Here is a 14,796-nt window from a genome sequence, read left to right as displayed (position 1 = left end):
AGCTTAGTTACGCCTAAAACGTAAGTTCGAAGCAACAACAGATTAAAATATTAATAGAAACCTGACACCATGAAGTGTAAGACAATAATGCCTTATAACATGATGTCAGGTTATTTTTAAAAACATTATGACTGAATTTAAGTATGCCCCAATGTTTCAATTGGGAAAAGATGAAACAGAGTACAGACTGGTTTCTAAAGAAGGAATTACAGTAGCGAACTTTGAAGGAAAAGAGATTGTAAAGGTAGCACCAGAAGCATTAACATTATTGGCACAAGAGGCATTTCACGATTGCGAATTTTATCTACGTCGTGCACACAATAAGCAGGTTGCCGCTATTCTAAACGATAATGAGGCTTCTGAAAACGACAAGTATGTTGCACTCCAGTTCCTTCGCAATGCCGAAACAGCTGCAAAAGGAGTTTTACCTTTCTGTCAAGATACAGGAACTGCTATTATTCATGGCGAAAAAGGTCAGCAGATATGGACAGGATACGAAGACGAAGAGGCTCTTTCGCGTGGTGTATTCAATACGTTTACACAAGAAAGTTTGCGCTATTCTCAAAATGCCCCACTTACTATGTTCGAAGAAGTGAACACCAAATGCAACCTTCCTGCACAGATTGATATCGAAGCAACCGAAGGTGCAGAATACAAATTCGTAATGGTGGCGAAAGGTGGAGGCTCTGCAAATAAGACCTACTTCTATCCAATGACTAAGGCTACTATTCAGAACGAGGGTACACTCATTCCTTTCTTAGTAGAAAAGATGAAGACTTTAGGTACAGCTGCCTGTCCTCCATATCATATCTGCTTTGTTATTGGTGGAACATCAGCTGAAAAGAATTTGCTCACTGTCAAACTTGGAAGTATCAAATACTACGATGCACTCCCTACAACTGGCGATGAAACAGGTCGTGCATTTCGTGATATCGAATTAGAGAAGAAACTTCTCGAAGAAGCACATAAAATTGGACTCGGTGCACAGTTTGGTGGCAAGTATCTTGCACACGATATTCGTATCATTCGCCTGCCACGTCATGGTGCCAGCGTTCCTATCGGTATGGGTGTATCTTGCTCTGCCGATCGCAATATAAAGGGCAAAATCAATAAAGATGGTATTTGGTTGGAGAAGTTAGATACTAATCCTGGTGAACTTATTCCTGAAGAGTATCGTAAGCCTGGTGAAGGAAGTAAGGGTATAGAAATCGACTTAGACAAGGGCATTGATGCTGTGCGTGCCGAACTTACTAAATATCCTGTCTCTACTCGTGTAAGTCTGAAGGGAACTATTATTGTAGCACGCGATATTGCACACGCAAAACTCAAGGCTCGTCTCGATGCAGGAGAACCATTGCCACAATACATCAAAGATTATCCAGTGTTGTATGCTGGTCCTGCAAAAACACCAAACGGACTACCTTGTGGTTCTATGGGACCTACAACTGCCAACCGTATGGACCCATACGTAGATGAATTCCAAGCTAATGGCGGGTCGCTTGTTATGATTGCTAAAGGTAATCGTACGCAAGTGGTTACCGATGCTTGTAAGAAGCATGGTGGTTTCTATCTTGGTACAATAGGTGGTGTGGCTGCCGTATTATCGCAAAGTAGCATCAAAAGTATAGAGTGTGTGGAATATCCTGAACTTGGTATGGAAGCCGTTTATAAAATTAAGGTAGAAGACTTCCCCGCATTTATTCTTGTAGACGACAAAGGAAACGATTTCTTTAAGCAGCTGAAACCTTGGACAGGCTGCCCAAAGAAATAAATAAACTAAATTATTAACTGTGAGGGTATATCGATGACTCAATTCGATATACCCTCTTTCAGTCATCTTAAATTCATCTTCGTGTCGAAATTTTCTTTATTCGTATCAAAATAATTAGAACCTTTATAATGCTGTGTTGGCTTCGGGAACAATTAAATAGAAAATCCTTGCAGATGATAGCATCACAAATAAGCTACTTGTAAGTATGCTTGAATCTCCAAGCATCAGGTGTACGTTGCCAGAAGTTTGGCTACTTTGCTTGGAAATTTATTGATGTACATCTGCTTGCTACCGAAAACATATTCACGCTTGCCGGGATTGTGCCTACAGTGCGAAGCTACTGGGTTTTCCTTTCCTCAGTTACAAAAAAAATATCTACTGTTAGTTCGATTCCTTAACAATACATTAAAAGCAAAAAGGAATGAAAACTTCTATTTTATTTTGACGAACGTTCGAATTAGCGTACCTTTGCGATGTTTTAGTAATACAAACAACAAGGATAAGTGCATTTGAATGCTAAAACAATAGGAAAAGAACTAACAACAAAATAATAGGAACAATATGAAATGTAGGAATTGCCATACAGAAGTGAATGAAAACGAGCAGCAATGTACTAATTGTGGTGCACCTTTACACAACGACAACGACGAACCCACTATTGGTCGTGGACTGGTAATATTCATAGTTATTGGTACTATCTTCCTTGTAGGCTTCGGATTTTTCTATTATTTCAACCACATGCACGACCCTAAATATACACTTACTTCAATAGAGCCTGACTCTAACTTGGCAGAAAAGAATGCTGTAAAGCTGGACACGATTGCTCTTGATACGCTTAACAAAGATTCGTTAGACAAAGAGGAAGCAAAGCAAGCCGAAAAGGTGCTTAACAGTATTCGAGGGAAACGAAACAAACATAACAGCAGGAACAACAAAGAAGAACAAGACGAAGAAGTGGCTCCTGTAACTGTTCCTTCCACCCCAGAGGATGGCAACACTGCACCCAATGTTGCACCTATTGCGCCTACTGTTTCAAAACCACGTGTAGAGAAAATAGAAGTGAAATAGTTATAGTACGCAAAAGAAGCATTTAAACAATTATATCCAGAACTATACAACGTCCGTTTTCTACCCGAAAGCGGACGTCTTTATTTCTAAATGCCATACCGTAAATACGATTGGAATTATGCTGATAGTGCGGACGAGGGTCTTGAGCAAGTACTTCCGACAATGCCTTTATTTCGTCGTGATTAAAGAAATTGCCTATGTCATCGGGCAATTCTACATCTAAAGATTGCCAAATGCTTGAATCGGTATATCCACCACGTGCTTCTACATGTGCATCGGCGTATGGCAAATAAGGTTTTACATCGTATATAGGCGTTCCGTCCATAAGGTCGGCTCCCGAAACTTCTATGACACCATTTTTGCCAATATTTACTATGCGCACCGACGACAAGCCCAAACCATTAGGGCGATAGGACGAGCGAGAAGCAAACACCCCTACCCTTTCGTTGCCTCCCAAACGTGGTGGACGCACCATAAGGTTGTCGTTCTTGTTCCACTTCTTGCCACCAACAGGCTCGTTCGCCGAGAACCCCCATATCAACCAAATATAATCGAAGCCTTCCAAACCACGCAAAGCATCTGCATTGCTGAACTTTGGCTCAAACACAATGTGTCCTCGCAGTTCGCTAACTAAGCCACTCTGGCGTGGAATGCCAAACTTTGTGGTAAACGGGGAACGAAAATAGGCTATAGGTTCTATTTCTTTCATAGCACAAAATTACATAAAATATGTACAATATTAGGCAACTATGCCTGAATTAATGGTGATTTTATTGACAGTTAGTAGTGCCTTTGCTATTTTTTACTTATCTTTGCGACTGTTTTAGGCTGAAGCATACAATGCTACAACAAAACTTTACCTTAAGAATAACATACAACTAAAGATATGGAAAATAAAGAAAAACAAAACATTGAACTTCCTGAGAACGCCTTTCGTGAACTGAAAGAAGGCGAGGAGTATCAACCCGTGATGAGCCCTAATAAGGTTTATCCAGAAGTAAGTACGTGGTCTGTAACTTGGGGATTAGTAATGGTTGTGCTGTTTTCGGCAGCTGCTGCCTACTTAGGTCTTAAAGTTGGACAGGTATTCGAGGCAGCCATACCAATTGCCATTATAGCCATTGGTATGTCGTCGGCAACTAAACGCAAGAATGCATTGGGCGAAAATGTCATTATTCAGAGCATTGGTGCTTGTTCGGGTGCTGTTGTTGCAGGCGGTATCTTCGTAATACCTGCCATTTATATGCTCGATTTACAAGCTGGCTTCTTTCAAATATTCATTGCAGCAGCATTAGGTGGCATTTTAGGAATACTCTTCTTAATACCCTTCCGCAAGTATTTTGTTAAGGAACAGCACGGCAAATATCCTTTCCCAGAGGCTACAGCCACAACACAGGTGCTTGTGAGTGGCGAGAAAGGTGGCAGCCAGGCGAAACCATTGTTGCTTGCTGGTTTGGTGGGGGGTCTTTACGACTTCAGCGTGGCTACATTTGGCTGGTGGAACGAAACCGTTACAAGCCGTATGATTGGTTTTGGCGAAACCATTGCCGACAAGGCAAAGCTTGTATTCAAGGTAAATACAGGTGCTGCTGTTTTGGGTTTGGGCTACATTATTGGTTTAAAATATGCCTTCATTATATGTATGGGGTCGCTCACTATATGGTGGGTAGTTGTTCCAGGCATGGCACTTATATTTCCAGACACTATACTGAACCAATGGGACGCAAGTATTGTTACCACAGTTGGCAGTATGTCGGCAGAAGAGATTTTCAAGAACTACGCTCGTTCTATTGGTATTGGTGGTATTGCAATGTCGGGCATTATTGGCATTGTAAAGTCGTGGGGCATTATTAAAAGTGCTGTTAGCTTAGCTTCAAGAGAGATGAAGGGCAAAGGAGCAAGTCAAGAAGAAGCGATAAGAACACAACGCGACATTTCGTTTAAGATTATTGCATTTGGCAGTATTATTACTTTAATCATTATCTTCTTATTCTTCTACTTTGGTGTAATGCAATTCAACTTAATACACACTGTTGTTGGTATCTTGCTGGTTGCAATAATTGCTTTTCTCTTTACAACGGTTGCAGCAAATGCCATTGCCATTGTGGGTTCAAACCCTGTATCGGGTATGACTCTAATGACTCTTATTTTGGCTTCTGTTGTAATGGTAGGTGTTGGACTGAAAGGCAATTCGGGTATGTTGGCAGCATTGCTTATGGGTGGTGTTGTATGTACAGCCTTGTCGATGGCAGGTTCGTTTATCACCGACCTGAAGATTGGTTATTGGCTCGGTACCACACCTAAGAAGCAGGAAACGTGGAAGTTCCTTGGCACCATTGTATCGGCAGCAACCGTTGCAGGTGTAATGATTGTGTTGGACAAGACTTACGGTTTCAATTCTGGACAGTTGGCAGCACCGCAGGCAAACGCTATGGCTGCCGTTATTAAACCATTAATGAGCGGACAGGGTGCACCTTGGATTCTTTACGGTATAGGTGCTGTCCTTGCATTGGTGTTAGACCGTTGCAAGGTGCCTGCACTGGCTTTCTCGCTTGGTATGTTTATTCCTATTCAGCTGAATATTCCTCTAATTATAGGTGGTGCGGTGAACTGGTATGTTACAACTCGTTCTAAGGACGAACAAATTAACAATCTACGTGCCGATAAAGGAACACTTATTGCATCGGGCTTTATTGCGGGTGGTGCACTTATGGGTGTTGTTTCGGCACTGATTAAGTTCTTTGGTGTTGAGTTCGACCATGCTGCATGGTGGCAGAACCATCTTTCTGAACTTCTCGCACTTGTTGCTTACACAGCTCTGATACTCTACTTTATCACGGCAACAAAAGTTTCTGACAAAGACAAAGAAGCGTAGAGACATTCAGTAAATAACGAAAGATAGAAGGCGTGTTCAATATTGAGCACGCCTTTTTTATTTGCGTTCATTAGTAGTCTAAGTTTGCAATATTATCTGTTGCAGATTAGATGGTGTTGGGTATTCGTGGATATGGGCACGATGAATAGGCTCCCTACACATAAGGAATGCACGATGCGAACGGCTTACGAACAGCAAACAAACACCCTTCGAACGGTTTGCAAATATTCTTAATATAGGGACGCTTGGTATGAGCGTCTACACAGTTAGGTGTGAATTACGGATTAGTTAGGTGTGAATAACTGATGATTCGTAAATGGTTGGCAACCGTTTATGTTGCAATTAACTTGTATTTCATTGCCGATTAAGTGATGCTGATTGTATCAATTTGCAGAGAAAGTGCATTGATTTCGTGGTCTAACAGACCTTACAAACTAAGCAAAGCTTATAAGTTATACACAAAAAACTTATAAGTTATGATTAAAAAGCTTATAAGCTATCTATAAAAAGCTTATAAGCTATTTGCAGAAAGCTTATAAGCTATTTGAGAAAAGCTTATAAGCTATTTAGGAAAAGCTTATAAGCTTTTTGCAATTAGATAAGTGTTTGCAGTGGTTTTAGCAGAAGATATAATTCGGTTTGATATAAAAACACGCTATGCAAACCATAATTGGATCAATTAACATAGCACATATCAACTATTTCGCTCTTTAATTCTAATTAGAACATTATTTTGCTATTTATCGCTTCGTTTTTTGTATTTTTGCAATCGTATGCATAAAGGTAAAGATAACTATACGTTCCTTACAGCGGAACCAATTCATAAGGTTGTGATAACAATGGCTGTACCTACCATAATTTCGATGTTGGTAACCAGCTTGTACAATATTGCCGACACTTATTTTGTGGGACAAATAAACACGCAAGCTACGGCAGCCGTGGGCATTGTGTTTTCGGTGATGTTCTTCATACAGTCGTTTGGTTTCTTCTTCGGACACGGTTCGGGAAACTACATTTCACGCGAATTGGGTGCAAAACGCCACAATAATGCCGTACGTATGGCATCGAATGGTTTTTTCTTTTCGTTCGCATTTGGTATAGTAATTATGATTGTGGGGCTGCTTAATCTTAAGCCACTATCGGTTTTATTGGGAAGCACACCAACCATTTTGCCCTATACCGAGAAATATTTAGGTGTTGTGTTGCTCGGAGCTCCATTCTTAACATCATCGCTCACGCTGAACAACCAGATGCGTTTGCAAGGCAATGCCACTTATGCAATGTATGGCATTGTGGCGGGGGCAGTATTGAATGTTGCGCTCGACCCACTTCTTATTTTCACCTTCGATATGGGAATAACGGGTGCAGCCATTGCAACCGTAGTTGGACAGATAGTTTCGTTTATCATTCTTTTCTATATGGCTCGGCAGGGAGAGAACATCGGAATATATCTTAAAAACTTCGCTCCGTCGTGGAATGCACTTAAAGAAATTTTCTTGGGAGGTAGTCCATCGCTGTCGCGTCAGGGCTTAGCGTGCTTGGCAACAATGTCGTTAAACATAGCAGCAGCTCATTATGGCGACGAAGCTATTGCTGCAATGAGCATAGTTACACGTATATCAATGCTTGTGCTTGCAACAGTTATTGGGTTGGGACAAGGGTTTCAACCATTATGTGGTTTCTGTTACGGCGCAAAACTTTACGACAGATTGAGAGAAGGCTATATGTTTACCGTTAAAACGGGCACACTCTTCTTGCTCGCTTGTACCATTATAGGTTGGATTTTCAGTGGGTCGCTCATCGAATTGTTCCGCAACGATGCCAAAGTTATAAGCATAGGCGTTGTTGCCCTGCGTTGGCAACTGTGCACTTATCCGTTCAATGCAGCAATAGTTGTAAGCAATATGCTATCGCAAACCTGCCGAAAGCCGTGGCGAGCTAACTTCTTGGCAGCAGCACGACAGGGACTCTTCTTCATTCCTTTAATATTTATACTTCCACAATTTTTCGGACTTTTAGGCGTGGAGATGTGTCAAGCAGTGAGCGATACTTTCTCGCTGTTGGCAACAATCCCAATAATGATTTATACTTTCAGAGAATTTAAGAAAGAACAAATAGAGTTTAATCAACAAAAAAACAATTAGATTATGGAAAATAGATTTTTCACAGTAAATGGTATGCGTTGCGAACATTGCAAGGCAAGTGTAGAAAACGCAATAAAAGAAATAGCAGGTGTAGAAACTGCAGAAGTAGACTTAGCAAACAAAACAGTAAAGGTTTCGTACGACAGCAATTTGGTAAGTCCCGACAAAATAAAAGCGGCAGTAGATGCAATAGGTCGCTTCGAACTAATTTTATAAGAATTATAAGGAGAAAGAAAAATGAAAAGGACCATTCCAGTAATAGGTATGGCATGTTCGGCATGTTCTGCCAATATAGAGAAGAAACTAAATAGCTTAAACGGAATAACGTCGGCTTCAGTGTCGTTACCATCGCGTTCAGCATTAGTAGACTTCAATCCAGACGAAGTTTCGCTGACAGATATGAAAGCAGCTATCAACGCAATTGGCTACGACCTTGTTATTGAAGAAGGAAGATCGGCAGTTGAAATAGAAAAACAAGCTTACACACTTTTAAAGCGTAAAGCTATTCTATCGTGGATATTTGCCATTGGTGTTATGGCAATATCAATGCATTGGATTAATCTTGGAAATAACAATACCAGCAATCAGGTGGCTTTGCTTGTTGCGCTGGGCAATATGCTGTATTGTGGCAAACAGTTCTATGTTTCGGCATGGAAACAGCTAAAAAATGGTTTGGCAAATATGGATACGCTTGTTGCCTTGTCTACTTTAATAGCTTTCTTGTTCAGCGTTTTCAATACATTCTGGGGAGAATCCGTGTGGAGCAGTAGAGGAATTGTGTGGCATACATATTTCGATGCATCGGTAATGATTATCACCTTTGTGCTTACAGGTAAACTTTTGGAAGAAAAAGCCAAAGACGGAACCGCATCGTCTATTAGAGAGATGATGGGAATGACACCTAAGACAGCACATATTGTAGATGGCGACAAGGTAGAAGAAGTGCCAATATCTACAATTGAAGTAGGCGATTTGCTAGAAGTACGTACTGGAGAGAAAATTCCTGTAGACGGAGAAGTGGTTTGGGCAGAAAGTTTTATGACTCCAAATGCAGCTTACATTGACGAAAGTATGATTACGGGCGAACCTAATCCGGCAAAGAAGGAAAAAGGCGATAGAGTTTTGGCAGGCACTATTCCAAATCAAGGAAAATTAAGAATGCGTGCTCGCCAAATAGGGAAAGACACTATGTTAGCACAAATTATACGTATGGTTCAAGAAGCACAGGGTTCTAAAGCTCCTGTTCAACGCATCGTAGATAAAGCTGCATTGGTGTTCGTTCCTGTTGTTTCAACAATAGCTCTCGTTACTTTCTTAGCTTGGTGGATTATTGGAGGTAATGCTTATTTGCCACAAGCCATCTTATCGGCAATTGCAGTGTTGGTAATTGCTTGTCCATGTGCAATGGGATTAGCCACACCAACAGCACTAATGGTAGGTATAGGTAAGGCTGCCGAAGAACAAATACTGATAAAAGATGCTTCGGCATTAGAAAACTTGCGCAAGATTAATGCGCTCGTAACTGATAAAACCGGCACACTAACCATACCAAACAAAAACATAGACTTCACCAAATCGGATAATCTGGCTTTAGAAGAACGCGAAACTCTAAAACCAAATGCACGCGAAGCAATGGAGACATTGCAAAAAAATGGTGTGGAAGTCTATATGATGAGTGGAGACAAGGAAGAAGCTGCTAAATATTGGGCAGAAAAAGCAGGAATAAAACATTATCAAAGCAAAGTTCTGCCACAAGATAAAGAGAACTTAGTTAGACGTTTACAAGCAGAAGGAAAACATGTTGCAATGGTTGGCGATGGTATAAACGATACGCAAGCATTGGCTTTAGCTGATGTTAGCATTGCGATAGGAAAAGGAACTGATGTTGCAATGGACGTTGCGCAAATTACACTTATGGGCGACGATCTTCGTACCTTACCAGAGGCATTACAATTAAGCCGTCGCACTGTACGTATGATTTGGGAAAATCTGTTTTGGGCGTTTATATATAACATTGTTTGTATTCCGCTCGCAGCTGGTGTATTATACATATTTGGCATTGACTGGCAAATAACTCCATCTTGGGCAAGTGCTTTAATGGCTTTCTCAAGTGTTAGCGTTGTTCTAAATAGTTTACGCTTAAAGTTGATGAAATAAACACACAAACTCTCAGTATCTAAACTGCACTGTTTGTAGTGCATATATAATAAAAGGTGGACTCTTCTTACAAGGGTCCACCTTTCTTTATTAGTTTTATTTATAGAGCGTTTTATCTGTTGTTTTTACTTTGCATAAGAAACACTGCGTATTTCGCGAATAACCGTAATTTTAACTTGTCCAGGATAAGTCATTTCGTTCTGAATCTTTTCAGCTATCTCTGTACTTAATTGTTCGCTTTGTGCATCGTCCATCTTATCGGCGCCCACAATAACACGTAGTTCTCTACCTGCTTGTATAGCATAAGTTTTTGTTACACCTGGATAGCTCATAGCAATTGCCTCTAAATCGTTCAAACGTTTTATATAAGCCTCTACTATTTCGCGACGAGCACCTGGACGAGCACCAGAAATTGCATCACAAACTTGCACAATTGGCGCAATAAGACTGGTCATTTCTGTTTCGTCGTGGTGAGCTGCTATAGCATTACAAATTTCAGGTTTTTCTTTATATTTTTCAGCAATACGAGCTCCATATAATGCGTGAGGAAGTTCGGTCTCTTCATCGGGTACTTTTCCTATATCGTGCAATAGTCCGGCACGTTTTGCTTTCTTAGGATTTAACCCTAGTTCGCTTGCCATTATACCACAAAGATTTGCAGTTTCTCTTGCATGTTGCAAAAGATTTTGTCCGTATGATGAGCGATACTTCATTTTTCCAACAATACGAATTAGTTCTGGATGCAAACCGTGGATACCTAAATCGATTGCTGTACGTTTTCCTGTTTCAATTATCTCGTTGTCTAATTGTTTTTTCACTTTAGCAACTATTTCTTCTATACGTGCTGGGTGAATACGTCCATCAGAAACTAATTGGTGAAGAGCCAAACGACAAATTTCGCGACGAACAGGATCGAAACCTGAAATAACAATTGCTTCAGGTGTATCATCTACTACAATTTCTACACCTGTAGCTGCTTCGAGTGCACGAATGTTTCTGCCTTCTCTACCAATAATTCTACCTTTTACTTCATCGTTTTCAATGTGGAAAACACTAACAGAATTTTCTATTGCTGTTTCTGTTGCAACACGTTGAATTGTTTGAATAACAATTTTCTTTGCTTGTTGATTTGCGTTTAGCTTTGCTTCGTCAACAATTTCATTAATATATGATGCTGCATCCAGTTTTGCTTGGTCTTTCAAACTCTCAACAAGTCGGTTTTTCGCTTCGTCTGCGCTCAAACCAGAGAGTTCTTCAAGTTTTGCACGCTCTAACTCTTTTTGTTTTTCTAACTCTTGTTCCTTTACCATCAGCAACTTTTTCTCGTTATCTACACGTTGTTGCTGCTGTTCTATTTCTTGCTTGCGGCGATTTATTTCGTCTAACCGCTGATTTAGCGTAATTTCTTTTTGCTTTAAGCGGTTTTCGTTCTGCTGAAATTTATGATTTCGCTGTTGTACTTCCTTTTCTAATTCGCTTTTCTTATTTAAGAACTTTTCTTTTACCTCGAGTAGTTTTTTCTCCTTCAATACCTCAGTATCTCTTTCGGCTTTTGCCATAGATTCTTTGTATTGTTTATCGATTATGTAACGGAATGTAGCATAACCAATTATACAACCTACTGCGAGACAACCGAGGGCTACTATTATTGTTATAAAACTCATCTAAAATTATTTCTATATATTATTTTTATCTTGGTTATTTTTTTAAAGCTTCTTCTATCTCTGCAGTGAGTTTACCAAGAACATCTGTGAATGGAGCTGTGTCGTTGAGTGCACCTTCTTTTTTGTAATGAAGCGTTATATCCAACATAGCCATATATAGTATGTCTTTATCGCTTTTTTTACCTTTAAAATAGGTGGAATATGTATTTACAGTATCTGTTATAAGTTTAGAAGCAGCTCGATAATATTCTTCGTCTTCGCGAGGAATATTTACCGATAGTTCAGTATCGTATACATGTAACCTTATATGTAATTTATCGTCAGCCATTCTTTCTAGTTATTTCTCACTAATGAGTGTGATGCACTTATTTACATCTCGGATAAGTTTTGATATACGTTTCTGAGCATTTTCCATATCGCTATCAGAAATTTCTATCATCTTAGCCATTTTCAATGAATTATAGTCGTTTCGTGCTTGTTTTAGTTGTGCTTCGAGCTTTTCTATCTCTTTTTCACGTTGGTCCACTAATTCATACAAGTCGTTGTTTTCCTTTTTCATTTCTTCATATTGAAGAATCATTTGTCTAACACGAGTCGCAAAAGTATTTAGGGCCTTTTCATTCGCATTCATTTTCTATATCATTTTGGCTACAAATTTACGTTAAAGTTTTAATTTAACAAAATTTTTCGCTTAATTATTTTCTTTTCTCAACAATACAAAGCTATGTCTTTGCCGTTACATCGGCATTTTGTTTGGGTTCTTTTTTGGCTAATAAAACTATTTGATAGACAAATTCTGTAGCCCATTTCTGCGAAAATCCAAGCCGTTGTGATAGTTGGCGAACCGACAATACTGTTTTAACAACACCTGGATCGCTATAATCGTTCTTATTATATATATCGTTTACGGTTTTCTCCGTCATACTATAAATAAGCTTCTTAAAGAAACCAGGCATACGCAATTTAAATTTCATTAAGTTGCCTATTAACATCATTAAATCTTGTGTATAAGCTTGGAATTGATAAAGATAACCTTGCGCATCTTGCACCTTTTTGCATTGTTTTTTTATACTATTATCTATTTCATCAAAAAACAAATCGCTAGTACCATACAAGTTTTTCATTGTTTTCTTTACACTATTCTTCTCTCCTACTCCTAATTTATTATTAACAGTTGGAACTCGGAAAGTTTGCTTATAAGTACGGAGGTCTGGTAACATTGACAGGTTGGTTATTCCTAATCGAGAGGCAAGAACTGCCTGAAAATATACACGAACTAAGGTCATATAGTCGTTCATTCCACCAACTTTTTCCTGGTCTTCGTTATTTCTATTAAATATTTTCGAAAATATTCCCATTTTAATCTATAAATAATTTTGATTAATAATTGAGCCATTGCTCTTTGTGCGTGCAAAGTTAAGAAAATAAAATAAGATTGGGACATATAACTTGTTTTTTTTAGTTGATAATTCACCCTATCCACATTCATTAGAATTAGCTAAATTAAACAAAAAATGGAACATTAGAGAATATGTGTATTGCATAATTGCTAAACAAACCGTCTATTTTTGTGGTGAAATATAGCGAACTACATTATCAAAAAAATGAATCAACAAAATAATTACAAGAAAATAGAAGAGATTTGAGAGCAATCTCTTTATAAAATTAATAAACACATTGCTATCTAACCTTCTATGGGGGGGTACAAAATTTTACCATCTTAAAATGAGTCTAATTTAATACAACTAATAATAGAATCTTTCACTTGCATTTTACAGCTATTTAGCAAATAAATCAATCGTATCTAAATATGAAAAATAAGTAAAAATGCAGTTCCATAAACCACTTATTACCAGATATTTATATAGTCTTCTCATTTTATAATAAAAAAATAAAAAATTATAATAAGAAAACAAGAAAAATATAATTAGAAATTAGAGAAACAATAATAAGAAAAATGAAGATATATAAATGTATCGTATGTTTTAGAATATTTGAGATAAAAAGGTACATATAATAACATTTTTTATTGTAGATGCCTTGAATATCAATTTTATTGATTACCTTTGCGAACAAAAACAGAATAACTCGGAATTGGAATAAAAGGTGATAACTATTTGCAAGTAACTATTGGAATGTTTCAACGAGATGTGAAGATTGAGAAAAGCATATTATTTGCCTATTCTAGCCGAGTATAACTTCAATATAATAAAGCACTTAAAAAATACGAATATGAAAGGTATCGTTTTAGCAGGAGGCTCAGGCACACGTCTTTATCCTATTACTAAAGGCATTAGCAAACAGTTAATACCTATTTACGATAAGCCCATGATTTATTATCCTATTTCAGTATTAATGCTTGCAGGTATAAAAGAAATATTGATAATATCAACTCCATACGATTTACCAGGTTTTAAGCGACTCTTAGGTGATGGACATGAATTAGGCGTGAATTTTGAGTATGCAGAACAACCTTCTCCAGACGGATTAGCACAAGCATTTATTATTGGAGAGAAATTTATTGGAAACGATTCTGTTTGTTTAGTGTTAGGCGATAATATTTTTTATGGTGCAGGCTTTTCAGGTATGCTGAAAGAAAGCGTAAAAACAGCAGAAGAAGATGGTAAAGCTACTGTATTTGGCTATTTTGTGAACGACCCTGAACGCTATGGCGTAGCAGAATTTGATAAAAAAGGAAACTGTCTTAGTATTGAAGAAAAGCCCGAACACCCGAAAAGTAATTACGCTGTTGTAGGATTATATTTCTATCCTAATAGTGTTGTGGAAATTGCAAAGAATATAAAACCTTCAGCACGAGGAGAATTAGAAATAACCACTGTAAATCAAGAATATTTGGCAAAGCAAGAACTAAAAGTTCAAACATTGCAACGAGGCTTTGCATGGTTAGATACAGGTACGCACAATAGTTTATCGGAGGCAAGCACATTTATAGAATGTATAGAGAAACGTCAAGGTTTAAAAGTTGCTTGTTTAGAAGAAATTGCATATAAAAGAGGTTGGATAAATAACCAACAGTTAAGAGAAAATGCAGAACCAATGAAGAAAAACGAATATGGACAATATCTCCTTTGTCTTGCAGACGAAAACAATCAATAG

General features: G+C 38.4%; 12 protein-coding genes. 7 read left to right on the top strand and 5 right to left on the bottom strand.

From position 1 onward, the window contains the following. Positions 1–127: 127 nt before the first annotated feature. Both HMPREF9144_RS04100 and HMPREF9144_RS04095 read left to right on the top strand, forming a co-directional pair. Complete coding sequence (locus HMPREF9144_RS04100; protein ID WP_006044615.1) at positions 128–1,771, top strand: fumarate hydratase; 1,644 nt, start codon at positions 128–130, stop codon at positions 1,769–1,771. A 561-nt stretch (positions 1,772–2,332) separates the two neighbouring features. Then, a complete protein-coding gene (locus HMPREF9144_RS04095) occupies positions 2,333–2,839 on the top strand; it encodes a zinc-ribbon domain-containing protein (protein ID WP_006044613.1) in 507 nt (168 codons plus the stop codon). A gap of 22 nt (positions 2,840–2,861) precedes the next feature. On the opposite strand, the gene tsaA is transcribed toward HMPREF9144_RS04095, so the two are convergent. Next, on the bottom strand, positions 2,862–3,548 hold the full coding sequence (gene tsaA / locus HMPREF9144_RS04090; RefSeq protein ID WP_006044612.1) for a tRNA (N6-threonylcarbamoyladenosine(37)-N6)-methyltransferase TrmO: 687 nt from the start codon (positions 3,546–3,548) through the stop codon (positions 2,862–2,864). A gap of 177 nt (positions 3,549–3,725) precedes the next feature. On the opposite strand from tsaA, the gene HMPREF9144_RS04085 reads away from it, so the two are divergent. The 4 genes from HMPREF9144_RS04085 to HMPREF9144_RS04070 all read left to right on the top strand — a co-directional run bounded on the left by HMPREF9144_RS04085 (position 3,726) and on the right by HMPREF9144_RS04070 (position 10,015). Beyond that, on the top strand, positions 3,726–5,714 hold the full coding sequence (locus HMPREF9144_RS04085; RefSeq protein WP_006044611.1) for an OPT family oligopeptide transporter: 1,989 nt from the start codon (positions 3,726–3,728) through the stop codon (positions 5,712–5,714). 773 nt (positions 5,715–6,487) lie between these two features. Continuing rightward, complete coding sequence (locus HMPREF9144_RS04080; RefSeq protein ID WP_006044609.1) at positions 6,488–7,858, top strand: MATE family efflux transporter; 1,371 nt, start codon at positions 6,488–6,490, stop codon at positions 7,856–7,858. Positions 7,859–7,861: 3 nt separating this feature from the next. Next, entirely contained in the window at positions 7,862–8,074 is a 213-nt protein-coding gene (locus tag HMPREF9144_RS04075; RefSeq protein ID WP_006044608.1) for a heavy-metal-associated domain-containing protein, read from the top strand. A 21-nt stretch (positions 8,075–8,095) separates the two neighbouring features. Next, positions 8,096–10,015 carry a heavy metal translocating P-type ATPase gene (locus tag HMPREF9144_RS04070; RefSeq protein ID WP_006044607.1) on the top strand — a complete coding sequence of 640 codons (1,920 nt, stop codon included), beginning with the start codon at positions 8,096–8,098 and terminating at the stop codon, positions 10,013–10,015. Between the two features lie 125 nt (positions 10,016–10,140). Here HMPREF9144_RS04070 and rny read toward each other — a convergent pair whose 3' ends face one another. The 4 genes from rny to HMPREF9144_RS04050 all read right to left on the bottom strand — a co-directional run bounded on the left by rny (position 10,141) and on the right by HMPREF9144_RS04050 (position 13,037). Then, entirely contained in the window at positions 10,141–11,679 is a 1,539-nt protein-coding gene (rny, locus tag HMPREF9144_RS04065) for a ribonuclease Y (protein ID WP_006044606.1), read from the bottom strand. Between the two features lie 34 nt (positions 11,680–11,713). After that, on the bottom strand, positions 11,714–12,007 hold the full coding sequence (locus tag HMPREF9144_RS04060; RefSeq protein WP_006044605.1) for a cell division protein ZapA: 294 nt from the start codon (positions 12,005–12,007) through the stop codon (positions 11,714–11,716). Positions 12,008–12,016: 9 nt separating this feature from the next. Further along, on the bottom strand, positions 12,017–12,310 hold the full coding sequence (locus HMPREF9144_RS04055) for a coiled-coil domain-containing protein (protein ID WP_006044604.1): 294 nt from the start codon (positions 12,308–12,310) through the stop codon (positions 12,017–12,019). A 91-nt stretch (positions 12,311–12,401) separates the two neighbouring features. Beyond that, positions 12,402–13,037: a DUF8491 family protein gene (locus HMPREF9144_RS04050; protein ID WP_006044603.1), complete on the bottom strand. Its 636-nt coding sequence runs from the start codon at positions 13,035–13,037 to the stop codon at positions 12,402–12,404. Between the two features lie 874 nt (positions 13,038–13,911). Between HMPREF9144_RS04050 and rfbA the strand changes: the two genes are divergently transcribed. Next, positions 13,912–14,796 carry a glucose-1-phosphate thymidylyltransferase RfbA gene (gene rfbA, locus HMPREF9144_RS04045; protein WP_040595563.1) on the top strand — a complete coding sequence of 295 codons (885 nt, stop codon included), beginning with the start codon at positions 13,912–13,914 and terminating at the stop codon, positions 14,794–14,796.

This window comes from Prevotella pallens ATCC 700821 (assembly GCF_000220255.1).
Lineage (GTDB): Bacteria > Bacteroidota > Bacteroidia > Bacteroidales > Bacteroidaceae > Prevotella > Prevotella pallens.
The sequence above is the reverse complement of the archived record's forward strand: the minus strand, read 5'-3'. Positions and strand labels throughout refer to the sequence as shown.